We start from the raw sequence: 13375 nt of genomic DNA on the forward strand, positions 1-13375 counted from the left end.
TTCAAGCGGATTAAAAATTTTAATAAGTTCAAATAGCTTATTGCATATTGCTTTAAGCTTACCGCAATTCTTAACGTTTTGAGAATTGGAATCTCTTTCTTGCTTTTTTCTGACCTGGCTTCTTTCTTTCCACCATTCTTGCATCTCTCGTAAGTAAACCAGCAGGTTTTAAAGCTAATCTGAATTCAGCATTGATTTCACATAGAGCTCTTGAAATACCTAATCTGATAGCTTCTGCCTGACCTGTATTACCACCACCGAAAACATTTACGGTAACATCGTACTGACCAACAGTTTCAGAAAGGATAAACGGCTGGTTTAATTTATAAACCATAACGTCTGTAGAGAAATAAGTTGCAGCCTCTTTACCGTTTACTGTAATGATTCCAGAACCTGGTTTTACATAAACTCTCGCTACAGAAGTTTTTCTTCTTCCGATTTTGTGAACTATAGACATATTAATTAATTATTTAAATTCGTTAACATTAATTGTTGCAGGCTGTTGAGCTTCATGTTTGTGCTCAGTTCCTTCATATAAGTAAAGGTTCTTCAATAAAGCAGATCCTAATCTGTTTTTAGGTAACATACCTTTTACAGATTTTTCTAATACTTTTAAAGAATCTTTCTTTTGAAGTTCAGCTGCAGTCATAGACTTTTGACCTCCAGGGTAACCTGTATGCCAGATATAAGTCTTATCGTTCCACTTGTTTCCGGAAAGAGTAACTTTCCCAGCATTCAAAACAATAACGTTATCACCACAATCTACGTGAGGTGTAAAGTTTGTTTTGTGCTTACCTCTCAAAATCTTTGCAACCGTAGAAGCTAGTCTTCCTAACGGCTGTCCTTCAGCGTCTACCACAACCCATTCTTTATTAGCAGTAGCTTTGTTCGCTGAAACAGTTTTGTAACTTAATGTATTCACACGTTTTAGTTAAAGATTAAACATAATTTTCCCCATAAGGGTGTGCAAAGGTACAAATTAATTTTGTAACCCGAAAGTATATTTTAGATAAAGTATTGAAAGTAAGTTTTGATTAAACGATTCAACAGATTTCATCTATATAGATTATTTCTGGCATAAATCTTGTAAATAGTTTGAAGATGAAAAAAACGTTTTAGAAAATTCTAAAAACACAGGTGATAAAGTAAAGAGTTTGGCAACTCAAACTCTTGCTTTATTAACTTTTCTTTAAATATTTCCGTAAAAGATTATTGATATAATTATGGTGTAAAGTTAAATAATTATCTTTGCGCAAAACCCTCCACACCCATGAGCCACGGAAAAATTAGAGCAGATAAAACTTGTTTAAACTGCAATCATCAGGTAGAAGATCGATATTGCCCACATTGCGGACAGGAAAATGCCGAAACAAGACAACCATTCTATTATCTCTTCACCCATTTTTTCGAGGACTTCACTCATTACGACGGACAGTTTTGGGGGACATTAAAGAACCTTCTAATAAAACCCGGAAAGCTTACAAGTACCTATTTGGAAGGTAAAAGACAGAAATTTGTACCGCCTGTGAAGCTTTATATTTTTGTCAGCTTCATTACTTTTTTCATGTTTGCTCTTTTTCCGATGATCAATATTAATTTATCAGATAAGAAAGATGCCGGAAATCATAATAAAACAAGTTTTTTCGACAAAATAAAAGCTGCAGAGACTCAGAAAATACTCGATAGTATAAAAGCTGAAAAAAATCTCAGTCAGGAAGATTCTGCAACAGTTAAAAAACTTAATACATTATTATCCGATTCTGCTGAAATAAACGATCTCAAGGAAACGCTCGAAATGGATAAGAAAATCGATGAAGATATTAATTTTGGAGGATATGGAACAAGAAAGTCCTATGATTCTGCAAAGGCAAAAAACCCATCGAATTTGGATTTTATACAAACTCCGCTAGCTCACAAATTCTTTGAATTAAAGGAAAATGGCGTTTCAAAAGCAGAAATCTTTAAAAATTTAGCGGAAAAATCTTTCCATAATATGCCAAAGGCTCTTTTCATTTATCTTCCTTTGTTTGCATTCTTTTTATGGATTTTCCACAATAAGAAAAAATGGTGGTATTTCGATCATGGAATTTTCACATTACATTACTTTTCATTCCTTTTGCTGAATATTTTATTTATATTCCTTATCGCAAAATTAACAAGCGTAATAGACGTTGGATTTATTAATGTTATATTATATTTATTGATCGTATTTTTATTATTATATAGTATGGTATACTTTTTTATTGCTCATCACAAAGTTTATCATACCCACGGAGCAGTCAGCTTTATAATTGGAATCATATTATTTATGATAAATTTCTTTGCATTTATGATCTTGGTCATCGGCCTTGCCTTAGTAAGCTTCCTGATGATCCACTAAATATAAAATGAGACTGCCTTTTAAGACAGTCTCATTTTTTTTATTTTCTTAATGACTTGCTTCCTTTAAAACTTGCGATCAAATAATACGCAACAAAGACCATTGAAAATTTAAGTATCGAAGGAATTGCCAATTCTAAACTAAAAATTAATGTTCCGATCAATACTAACGCTCCCATCGCAACAAAAGAAAAACCTAATTTTTGCGGCAGGGTAATATTGGGTGTATCTAAATAATAAGCAACCCCCCACGCAATCCCGAAAGCCAAGGCATAATATATATCAAGACCGATATTGTTGGAACTATAAAAAAAAAAATTAATAAGGAAACTCAAAACCGTTCCTAAAGCAAAATACATCAAAGCCTTTTTCATACTATATATAATATGATGCAAAAATAAAGAAATTAGTTAGCATTTCTAAACGAATGTTTGTTCAGTTGGGAGAAATTCAATTCTATAAAAACATTTAATTATTTGATTTAAAACAAATTAAATATAAAAATCGGGTTGTTATTTTATTATTATATTTGGAATTCAGAAATTTTCTAGATTTTTATGGAAACCCAAAAATATACTCCAACAAACAAAGTAAGAATTGTAACAGCAGCGTCGTTATTCGACGGACATGATGCAGCTATTAATATCATGCGTCGTGTGATTCAGGGAACAGGATGCGAAGTTATCCACCTTGGCCACGATAAATCTGCCGAGGAAGTTGTAAATACAGCCATTCAGGAAGATGCCAACGCAATTGCATTAACATCTTATCAAGGTGGTCACAACGAATATTTTAAATATATCTACGACCTTTTAAGAGAGAAAAACTCTCCGCAGATCAAAATTTTTGGTGGCGGTGGCGGTGTAATTCTACCTGAAGAAATCGAAGATATCATGTCTTACGGAATCGACAGGATTTATTCTCCGGACGACGGTCGTGAGCTTGGTTTACAGGGAATGATCGATGATTTGGTTAAAAGATCCGATTTCGCGACAGGAAAAGATGTGACGGCAAATGATTTAGATTCAATTAGTTTTGAAAATTCTACAAGCATTGCAAAAATTATTTCTGCGGTTGAGAACTTTTCGGAAGAAAAACCGGAATTAGTAAAAGCGATTGACGAAAAATCAAAAGATTTAAATATTCCGATCATTGGTATCACAGGTACAGGTGGAGCCGGAAAATCTTCCTTGACAGACGAATTGGTAAGACGTTTCCTACGTTCCAATACAGATAAAAAAATTGCGATCATTTCCATTGACCCTTCTAAAAAGAAAACCGGAGGTGCATTATTAGGAGATAGAATTCGTATGAACGCGATCAGTGATCCTAGAGTTTATATGCGTTCGATGGCGACGAGAGAAAACAATGTTTCTGTTTCTCCATTCATTCATTCCGCATTAAATGTGTTAAAATTAGCTCATCCTGATGTAATCATTTTGGAGACTTCAGGTATCGGACAATCAGGTTCGGAAGTTTCGGATTTTGCAGATGTTTCAATGTATGTAATGACTCCTGAATATGGAGCTTCCACGCAGTTGGAAAAAATCGATATGTTGGATTACGCAGATTTAGTTGCTTTAAATAAATCTGATAAACGTGGCGCTTTAGATGCGCTTCAAGCCGTAAGAAAACAATTCCAGAGAAACCATTTGTTATGGGAAAGTCCTTTGGATAACATGCCTGTTTATGCAACAAAAGCGTCTCAATTTAATGATCACGGAACGACTGATTTATACAATAGATTAGTTGAAAAAGTAAATGACAAGTTTTCAGATTTAAACCTACAAGGTTTTGTTGAACAAGAAGTTTCTGAAGACATCACGATTATTCCACCGAAAAGAGTTCGTTATTTATCAGAAATTGTAGAAAATAATAGAATTTACGACGCTAATGTTGAAAAACAAGCCGAATTAGCAAGGAAAATGTATCATATTGAAGGAGTAAAAAAATTCCTTTCAAATGAAACGTTGGATGCTGAATATCAAAAAGCAGAAAAAGATCTTCAACAGGAGAATATCGATTTTCTAAAAAACTGGGATGATACGAAAGAGGCTTTCAAAGCTGAATTTTATTCATATTTCGTTCGTGGAAAAGAAATTAAAGTTGAAACCTCTACAGAATCTTTATCACATTTAAAAATTCCAAAAATCTCTTTACCAAAATACACAGATTGGGGTGATTTAATTAAATGGAAAGGCCAGGAAAACCTTCCGGGAGGATTCCCTTACACAGCCGGAATTTATCCTTTCAAAAGAACAGGAGAAGATCCAACGAGAATGTTCGCCGGAGAAGGAGGTCCTGAAAGAACCAACAGAAGATTCCACTACGTTTCAGCGGAAATGGATGCAAAACGTTTATCAACAGCGTTTGACTCTGTAACATTGTACGGACAAGATCCAGCTTTACCACCAGATATTTATGGTAAAATCGGAAATGCCGGAGTTTCTATCGCAACATTAGATGATGCGAAGAAATTGTATTCCGGATTTGATTTGGTGAATGCCATGACTTCCGTTTCAATGACAATCAACGGACCGGCTCCGATGTTGTTGGCTTTCTTTATGAATGCTGCGATTGATCAAAATGTTGAAAAATATATTGCTGAACATAAACTTGAAGCTAATGTTGAAAAAGCTTTAAAAGCAAAATTCGACGATAAAGGACTAGAAAGACCAAAATATAACGGAGAATTACCTCCATCAAATAACGGTTTAGGATTAAAATTATTAGGTCTTACCGGAGATGAAGTAATTCCTGCTGAAGCATACGCTGAAATTAAAGCTAAAACAATCGCGACAGTTCGTGGTACCGTTCAGGCTGACATTTTAAAAGAAGACCAAGCTCAGAATACTTGTATTTTCTCTACTGAATTTGCCCTAAGATTAATGGGTGACGTTCAGGAATATTTTATTACCGAAAAAGTAAGAAACTTCTATTCGGTTTCTATTTCAGGATATCACATTGCAGAAGCGGGTGCAAATCCTGTTTCTCAGTTGGCATTTACTCTAGCAAACGGTTTCACTTATGTGGAATATTATTTGTCTAGAGGAATGGATATCAATGATTTTGCACCGAACTTATCATTCTTCTTCTCCAACGGTATCGACCCTGAATATTCAGTGATCGGACGTGTAGCAAGAAGAATCTGGGCAAAAGCAATGAAACTGAAATACGGTGCAGACGAAAGAAGCCAGATGTTGAAATACCACATCCAAACTTCGGGACGTTCGCTTCACGCTCAGGAAATTGATTTCAATGATATCAGAACGACTTTACAGGCTCTTTACGCAATCTATGACAACTGTAATTCTCTTCACACTAATGCTTACGACGAGGCGATTACAACGCCGACTGAGCAATCTGTAAGAAGAGCGATGGCAATTCAGTTGATTATTAATAAAGAATTAGGATTAGCGAAAAATGAAAATCCACTTCAAGGTTCATTTATTATTGAAGAATTAACGGATCTTGTGGAAGAAGCTGTTTATGCAGAATTCGACAGAATTACAGAAAGAGGTGGTGTTCTTGGTGCGATGGAAACGATGTACCAACGTTCAAAAATTCAGGAAGAATCGATGCATTACGAATGGCTGAAACACACAGGAGAATATCCGATCATTGGGGTAAACACTTTCCTTGGAAAAGATGGTTCGCCAACGGTTCGTCCGGGAGAAGTTATCCGTTCAACTGAGGAAGAAAAGCAGGTTCAGATTGAAACCCTTCATAATTTCCAACAATCGAATGAAGATAAGTCTGAAGCCGCTTTAAAGACATTGCAATATGCAGCCATCAACCAACAAAACTTATTTAATGTAATGATGGATGCCGTGAAATATTGTTCTCTAGGACAAATTACCAATGCTTTGTTTGAAGTGGGGGGTAAGTATAGAAGAAATATGTAGTCTCATAAAAACAAACCTTCAAGGTTTTAAAAACCTTGAAGGTTTATAATACACACAAATGATAAAATGAACAACAAGCCTTTACTAGAATCTGGTAAATACTATCATATTTATAATAGAGGTAATAATGGACAGAATATTTTTTTTGATTCTGAGAATTACACCTTTTTTCTGAATAGATTTCATCAATACATTTCTCCATTTTGCGATACAATTGCCTGGGTTTTACTAAAAAATCATTTTCACATTCTGGTTTATGTAAAGCCTTTTGAAGAAATAAAGATTGAAAAATTAGAATACACGGCAACCGAAATTCCTAAAAAGATTGATGTCCATTTACAATTTGGGCATTTTTTCAATTCTTATGCTAAAGCTATTAATAAACGATACAACAGAACCGGCAGTTTGTTTGAAAAAAACTTTGAAAGAAAAGAAGTTCCCACAATAGCATATTTTAGAAAGCTTATACACTATATTCATTTCAATCCTGTGAAACATGGTTTTTCAGATTATACTTGGGATTATCCTTGGAGCTCTTATCAAAGCATTATTTCTCATAAGCCAACCAAGCTTAACAGGAAATTTGTAACCGAACTTTTTAAAAATGAGGATTATTTTAAACTTTATCACGCTGAAGATAAAGACTATTCTGATATTGACCAACTTATTATTGAATTTTAATCTTCTCAATTCAAACCTTCAAGGTTTTGAAAACCTTGAAGGTTTAATATTTTTACGAAATGAAACCAAAAGCCATTTTCAACTGGAGCAGCGGAAAAGACTCCGCTCTTGCCTTGTATAAAATCCTAAAAGAAGACCTTTTTGAAATCACTTCCCTACTTACGAGTGTAAACGAAGAATTTCAACGGATTTCTATGCATGGCGTGCATGTAGATCTTTTGCAACAGCAAGCTTTAAGTCTAGGAATTCCTTTAACTATAATGGAAATTCCGAAAGAACCAACAATGGAACAATATCGGAAAATCATGATTTCAACGATGGATAAAATAAAATCTAAAGGAAATACACATTCAATTTTTGGAGATATTTTTCTGGAAGATCTTAGAAAATATCGTGAAGAACAATTACAATCTATCGGAATGGAAGCCGTTTTCCCTCTCTGGAAACAAAATACTTCACACCTCATCAGTGAGTTTTTAGATCTTGGTTTTAAAACCATTGTTACTTGCGTGAATGAAGCCTATTTAGATAAAAGCTTCGCAGGAAGAATTATTGATCAAGATTTCATTAAAGATTTACCCGAAAACGTTGATCCTTGTGGAGAAAATGGAGAATTTCACACCTTTACTTTTGATGGACCTATTTTTAAACAACCAATCTCATTTGAAATTGGAGAGACGGTAAAGAAAACTTATCCCAAACCAAAATCTGATGAGGACGATAAGGAAGAAGAATATGTTTTCTGGTTTTGTGATCTGATTTCAAAATAATTTGTAAAAATTTTCGTTTTTAAGCTAAACTAAACCACATTATGAAACCTTTTTTGAGAATTGAAAAGCCTTGCGAAGAATCATTAGACAAAATGCATAATCTTCCTGACGGGAAATTCTGCGATTTGTGCTCAAAAAAAGTATTAGATTTATCGAACCTTAATGATTCGGAGATTTTAGATATTATTCAACAAAATAAAGGTGAAAGATTCTGTGGAATTGTTTTTAAAAATCAATTAAACCGTTCTTTGCAACCTAAAATTTCATTTTCACAAAATCATTATTCAAGAAAAGCTACTTTTACTAAAATTGCTGCAGGAGTTGCATTGACGGCAAGTATTTTTAACTCTTATCCCGCGCAAACAAAGACCGTAACTAAAACAGAATTTGTTTCTTCTCAATCTAAAATTTCCAAAGAAAATAAGAAAGAAGAAGATAAAATCGGTGATGGAAATGTTGTTATTTCAGGAAAGGTTTTAATTAAAAAAACAAATAAACCAAACCCGGAAACTACCGTACATTTTATTACTCCTCAAAAAGTATATTCTGTAAAAACGGATGCTCAAGGTTTATATGCTCTTGAAGTGCCGAAAGAATCTATTAAAACAGAAAACTTACTGGAATTCAGTCCTGAAAATTATGATTACGAGGGACAATTAATAATCTTCAAAAAGGAAGAACTCCTCAAAAAAAATGTTATTTATCTTGCAGAAAACGATGACCGAAAACAGTATGGAGATATTTCTGCAGAAGGATTTTACGCAAATGAAAAGTCTTTAGTTCTCTTGGAAGGAAAAAAATTAGACTATAAATTATTCAATAAAAGTTATAATATTTTCAGCAATAAATATACTGTATATTATATTCCGAAGTCTTACAAAAAGGTTTTTACTTCAGATGAAAATATCGATGATGTTTACATTGCTTTTGTCAAAACAAATTAATTTACATTAAAGAATTAGACAAATCGTTTAATTATTTGCATTCACCGACACATTTTTGCTGTTTACCTCAAAATCTTTTTTCATTGTTCATTACACTTTACTTTTGATTTTATAAAATCAAGATAACAATGAAAATATTAAAACTTTTAAGTAAAACGGTGTCGCTGTCTTTGCTTTTGTTTGCTGTTTTCTCTTTTGCGCAAACAGGAATAAAAGTCACCTACTACACTGGCTCGACCCAAGATTACAGCATTGAGACAACAGGAAAACTCTATTTTTCCGGAAGCAATTTATTGGTGAAAACAAATGGGACCGCAAATAACATCTCTATACCTACCAATATTATCCGAAAAATTACTTTTACCACCGCTTCTACTCTTTCCACTCAGGAAATTGGTGAAAATAAATCGAAGCTTACCCTTTACCCAAATCCGACTTCAGATTTTATCAGAGTTACGTCTGACAAAAAGGAAAAATTAAATGTAAAAATATATTCCGCAACAGGAAGATTGGTTCTTACAGGAACATATCAGCCTAATGAAGACATCAACATCAGTACGCTGAACGAAGGTTTCTATTTGGTACAGGTAAATAATGCAACCCTTAAATTAATTAAAAAATGAAAAAGCACTTCTACTTCATTATAGCAATGCTTTTATCTTTTGGAATAAAAGCTCAGAATATTGTCGTTCATAATTCCGGCAACAATATGTTTGCTTCGGCGACAGCGATTGTGGATAGTATTAAATTTGACACGAACTATTCAAAATTTAATATCACAGGAAATACGGGAAGTTTAGATATACCGAAATCTATCGTTGACAGTATTACATTTTATTCAACGTCCGTAAATCTTACTAAAATTTACATTATTTATAAAGGAACGGAAAATGCGACTATTATTAATCCATACGCTTCACAAGGTGTAAATATTACCGCAACAGGCGGAACCGTGAATGTTGTTTCAACCGCAACAATAAGTAATTTAGAATATAATTTACTCGGAACAAGCACCACAGGAAGTTTAACCATGAGTTCTACTCTTCCTGCCAATTTTGTGATGAATAATCTCAATATTACCAATGCTTCCGGCCCTGCAATTAATATCACGGGAGCTCAAACACATACTTTTACGTTACAGTCAGGCACAACAAATTCTTTAACAGACAGTTCTTCAAGCACAAAAAATGGAACACTACAAACTGACGGAAAAATAATATTCGCAGGAACAGGAACTTTAAATATCAAAGGAATCAAAAAACACGGAATTTCTACCTCATCCGGAATCGAAGTACAAAACGGAACCATTAAAGTTCTTTCGGCAGCCTCAGACGGATTCCACTCAGAAGGTTATACAATGAGCAACGGAACGGTAAACATTATTGCAACGGGAGACGCGATTGATGCCGGAGATACTGCGGTTTCAATTTCAGGCGGAAATGTGACGGCAACGTTGGCTTCTGCAGATGTTAAAGCTATTAAAACCGGAACTTCTACCATTTCAATTTCGGGAGGAACATTTAATTTAAATTTAACAGGTGCTCAGTCTAAAGCCATCAGCTCTAAAGGAAATATCACTTTTGACGGAGGAAATATTACAGCAATCCTTTCTGGAGCGGCAGTTCTTACAGCTTCGGGAACAGGTTATGATCCATCTTATTCTACTGCAATAAAAACTGATGCCAATGTTATTGTAAATGCAGGAACTTTAAATTTAACATTGACCTCAACAGCCAACGGAGGAAAAGGAATTTCTGCGGATCAAAATATCACGATCAATAACGGAAATGTAACGATTACGACCGCAGGAAACGGTGCAACGTATACCAATACAACAGGAGTTTTAGATTCTTACTCATCTTCTGCGATTTCTGCTGACGGAAATCTTTTGATCAATGCAGGTTCGGTAACGACGACAAGCTCAGGAACAGGCGGAAAAGGATTAAAAGCAGACGGAACCATAACTATCGGAAGCACCACAGGCAGCCCTACTTTAAATATTAAAACAATAGGAGCCCGATTTTTAGTTTCGGGAACAGATTACAGTCATCCGAAAACATTGGTGGCAACGGGTGCAATTATAATTAATAATGGAAATAATATTTTCAATTCAACGGATGACGGAATTCATTCTGATACTTCTGTGACTGTGAATGGAGGAACCAATACAGTTTCAGCAATTTCGGCAACTTCAGGTGTTGGAGAAGGTGTGGAAGCCCCGATTATTACCTTTGCAGGCGGTGTTAATAACATCACAGCATCTAATGACGGAATTAATGCAACCTACGGAACCGTTTCTGGAGGAACAGAAGCCAATGATAACAGTCATTTATACATCACAGGCGGAATAAATATCGTAGCAGGAAGTGATGCGATCGACAGCAACGGAAATATTACAATTACAGGTGGAACAACCATTGTTAACGGCCCGACAAGCCAACCCGAAGAAGGAATTGATTATAACGGTACTTTCTTAATGAACGGCGGACTTCTGATCTCTGCAGGATCTAACTCAAACATGACAAAAGCAATGGGGGCGGCTTCTACGCAAGTCGGATTATATTTAAAATCCAGCTCGCAGTTGGCAACTTCATCAGTTTTACATATCGAAAATGCAGCAGGAACAGAAATGGTGACTTTTAAACCTAAAAATGGCGTTTATTATTTCCATTTTTCAAGTCCGAATCTTGTGAAAAACACTCAATATAAAGTCTATTTCGGAGGAACTTATACCGGAGGAAGCTATGTTGGAAGCTCTACAGGCTGGGGACTTTACACAGGCGGAACCTACTCTACTGCAGGCGGAACGTTGAAAAATACATTTACAACCTCAGCCACAAATACGGTAAATACAGTTAGTTTTTAATCTTGCAATTTATATATTTACTCAAAACCTCTTAAGTGAAATTAAGAGGTTTTTCTTATTTTTGAAGAACAATGTTGATTTAAAAAATTATTTAAACCCAAATGACACAAAAAAATTATTATTTTTCCGCAATTCTATTTTTTTTGATTACTTTAATTTCATGTGAGAAAAATATAATCAAACAGATAGCAGCAAAACCAATTGACAAAAACACGATTATAGATTCTACGATCACGGCTTTTGAAAAAAAATTGTTTGAACAACAAATAGATTCCGTTTTTAAGAAATATAACTTTAATGGAAGTGTTGCTGTCTTCAAAGATTCTGTTCAGCTTTATCAAAAAGAAAACGGTTTTTCAGATTTTAAAACTAAAACTAAGATCAATGATAATACCGTTTTTGCTATTGGTTCTGTGAGTAAACAATTTACGGCGGTGATGGTTTTACTTGAAATGGAACAGGGAAAACTGAAAGTCGATGATAAAGTTTCAAAATATTTAAAGGAGTTTCAGACCAAAGAATACGAAAACATTACAATTCATCAGCTTTTAAATCATACTTCAGGATTGAATTTGTTTGGCGGAAAATTAATGTTTAAAAGTGGTTCTAGTTTTTTCTATTCCAATGATGGATTTAATGCTTTAGGGAAAATAGTTGAGACGGTTTCAGGAAAATCTTATGATGAAAATGTTTTGAATTTATTCAAAAAAGTAGGCATGAACAGTTCTTCAACAGGAAATATTTTTGAAGGAACTGATTTTGCCGGAGCTTATCTTGGAAACGATAAAAACTTTGAAGAAATAAAAAATATGCCTAAAAGATTAGGCGGAAAAGAAATCGGCACTCCCGCAGGAGGCATTCTTTCGACCATTCAGGATCTTCATACCTGGAATAATGCTTTGTATGATGGGAAAATTTTAAATCCGGAAACTCTTCAAAAATTCATTGCCAAAAGTTCAGAAAGACAACATCAGATCTTCGGAAAGATGGGTTACGGCTATGGAATTATGCTGAACCTCGGAAAACCTACAGCCTATTTCCACAGCGGATATATCAAAGGCTCTCCTTCTCTGAATATCTATTATCCCGAAACTAAAACGTCCGTTATTATCCTATCCAATATTGCAGATGAAGAAAAAGGAAAAAGCTCGATTTTCAGACCTCACATTGAGATCAAGAAAATTACGGATGGAATTGAAAATACGGTGATTGATTTAGGAAAAGAAATGAAAGTACCAATTTCACAAAAAATAGTTTCATAAATTTAATTTATGAAAAAGCTTTATTTCATAGCCATTTATCCACCTCAGCAGATAATTGATGAGGTGAAAATATTTAAACAGGATTTAGCATTAAACTATAACAATTCAAAAGCATTAAAAAATGATGCTCATATCACTTTGTTTCCTCCATTTTATAGAGAAATAGAGTTAGAAGAAGATATTCATATTGCTTTTCAGAAAATTGATACCACTATTTCTCCGGTTGAAATTACATTAAATGGTTTTGATGGCTTTCCAAATAAAAGCCCAGTCCTTTTTGTAAAACCCGAAAGCAATGAGCATTTAACTGAACTTTACAACAGAGTAAAACAGCATTTTAATTTCATCAGATATAATTTTAATCCTCATATAACGATTGGTTACAGAGATTTAAGCTTTGATAATTATCTGAAAGCACTTGATGTTTATAAAAACAAAGAATATAAAACTAAATTCATAGTTGACAAAATCATACTACTCCGTCATGATGGAAAATGGGTTCCTATTGCTGAGAAAAAGCTAGAATAAATCAATTATTAAACAAAAAAAATCGGCCTTGTAAGCCGAT

12 protein-coding genes are annotated in these 13375 nt (G+C 34.2%); 9 read left to right on the forward strand and 3 right to left on the reverse strand.

The features are described from left to right. Positions 1-70: 70 nt before the first annotated feature. Positions 71-457, reverse strand: a complete 387-nt coding sequence (gene rpsI / locus SB689_RS19330) for a 30S ribosomal protein S9 (RefSeq protein WP_054511446.1) — start codon at positions 455-457, stop codon at positions 71-73. Positions 458-466: 9 nt separating this feature from the next. Beyond that, a complete protein-coding gene (gene rplM, locus SB689_RS19335) occupies positions 467-922 on the reverse strand; it encodes a 50S ribosomal protein L13 (RefSeq protein WP_066754694.1) in 456 nt (151 codons plus the stop codon). A 348-nt stretch (positions 923-1270) separates the two neighbouring features. On the opposite strand from rplM, the gene SB689_RS19340 reads away from it, so the two are divergent. Next, positions 1271-2380, forward strand: a complete 1110-nt coding sequence (locus tag SB689_RS19340) for a DUF3667 domain-containing protein (RefSeq protein WP_410693721.1) — start codon at positions 1271-1273, stop codon at positions 2378-2380. Between the two features lie 40 nt (positions 2381-2420). Here SB689_RS19340 and SB689_RS19345 read toward each other — a convergent pair whose 3' ends face one another. Next, positions 2421-2753, reverse strand: a complete 333-nt coding sequence (locus tag SB689_RS19345) for a hypothetical protein (protein ID WP_410693722.1) — start codon at positions 2751-2753, stop codon at positions 2421-2423. Positions 2754-2936: 183 nt separating this feature from the next. Here SB689_RS19345 and SB689_RS19350 point away from each other — a divergent pair, with 183 nt between their 5' ends. The 8 genes from SB689_RS19350 (at position 2937) to SB689_RS19385 (ending at position 13335) form a co-directional block, all read left to right on the forward strand. Further along, on the forward strand, positions 2937-6284 hold the full coding sequence (locus tag SB689_RS19350; protein ID WP_410693723.1) for a methylmalonyl-CoA mutase family protein: 3348 nt from the start codon (positions 2937-2939) through the stop codon (positions 6282-6284). Positions 6285-6350: 66 nt separating this feature from the next. Further along, the gene (locus SB689_RS19355) at positions 6351-6965 is read left to right on the forward strand and encodes a transposase (protein ID WP_410693724.1); all 615 of its coding nucleotides are present in this window, start codon (positions 6351-6353) and stop codon (positions 6963-6965) included. A 59-nt stretch (positions 6966-7024) separates the two neighbouring features. Beyond that, positions 7025-7735 (forward strand): diphthine--ammonia ligase, encoded by a 711-nt coding sequence (locus SB689_RS19360; protein ID WP_410693725.1) that lies wholly within the window; start codon positions 7025-7027, stop codon positions 7733-7735. Between the two features lie 41 nt (positions 7736-7776). Next, the gene (locus tag SB689_RS19365) at positions 7777-8679 is read left to right on the forward strand and encodes a hypothetical protein (protein WP_410693726.1); all 903 of its coding nucleotides are present in this window, start codon (positions 7777-7779) and stop codon (positions 8677-8679) included. Between the two features lie 128 nt (positions 8680-8807). Next, on the forward strand, positions 8808-9302 hold the full coding sequence (locus SB689_RS19370) for a T9SS type A sorting domain-containing protein (protein ID WP_410693727.1): 495 nt from the start codon (positions 8808-8810) through the stop codon (positions 9300-9302). After that, complete coding sequence (locus tag SB689_RS19375) at positions 9299-11545, forward strand: carbohydrate-binding domain-containing protein (RefSeq protein ID WP_410693728.1); 2247 nt, start codon at positions 9299-9301, stop codon at positions 11543-11545. Before SB689_RS19370 ends, SB689_RS19375 begins: the two co-directional genes overlap by 4 nt. A gap of 143 nt (positions 11546-11688) precedes the next feature. Then, entirely contained in the window at positions 11689-12807 is a 1119-nt protein-coding gene (locus SB689_RS19380) for a serine hydrolase domain-containing protein (RefSeq protein ID WP_410693729.1), read from the forward strand. Positions 12808-12816: 9 nt separating this feature from the next. After that, positions 12817-13335: a 2'-5' RNA ligase family protein gene (locus SB689_RS19385; protein ID WP_410693730.1), complete on the forward strand. Its 519-nt coding sequence runs from the start codon at positions 12817-12819 to the stop codon at positions 13333-13335. Positions 13336-13375: the final 40 nt, after the last annotated feature.

Origin of the sequence: Chryseobacterium sp. SIMBA_038 (assembly GCF_046535115.1) — a bacterium.
GTDB lineage: Bacteria > Bacteroidota > Bacteroidia > Flavobacteriales > Weeksellaceae > Chryseobacterium.

Excerpts from the sequence above, each read along its gene's own strand:
- rpsI (WP_054511446.1), bottom strand. The coding sequence starts at position 457 with ATGTCTATAGTTCACAAAATCGGAAGAAGAAAAACTTCTGTAGCGAGA.
- SB689_RS19370 (WP_410693727.1), top strand. The coding sequence starts at position 8,808 with ATGAAAATATTAAAACTTTTAAGTAAAACGGTGTCGCTGTCTTTGCTT.
- SB689_RS19365 (WP_410693726.1), top strand. The coding sequence starts at position 7,777 with ATGAAACCTTTTTTGAGAATTGAAAAGCCTTGCGAAGAATCATTAGAC.
- SB689_RS19385 (WP_410693730.1), top strand. The coding sequence starts at position 12,817 with ATGAAAAAGCTTTATTTCATAGCCATTTATCCACCTCAGCAGATAATT.
- SB689_RS19355 (WP_410693724.1), top strand. The coding sequence starts at position 6,351 with ATGAACAACAAGCCTTTACTAGAATCTGGTAAATACTATCATATTTAT.
- SB689_RS19345 (WP_410693722.1), bottom strand. The coding sequence starts at position 2,753 with ATGAAAAAGGCTTTGATGTATTTTGCTTTAGGAACGGTTTTGAGTTTC.
- SB689_RS19350 (WP_410693723.1), top strand. The coding sequence starts at position 2,937 with ATGGAAACCCAAAAATATACTCCAACAAACAAAGTAAGAATTGTAACA.
- SB689_RS19340 (WP_410693721.1), top strand. The coding sequence starts at position 1,271 with ATGAGCCACGGAAAAATTAGAGCAGATAAAACTTGTTTAAACTGCAAT.
- SB689_RS19360 (WP_410693725.1), top strand. The coding sequence starts at position 7,025 with ATGAAACCAAAAGCCATTTTCAACTGGAGCAGCGGAAAAGACTCCGCT.
- SB689_RS19375 (WP_410693728.1), top strand. The coding sequence starts at position 9,299 with ATGAAAAAGCACTTCTACTTCATTATAGCAATGCTTTTATCTTTTGGA.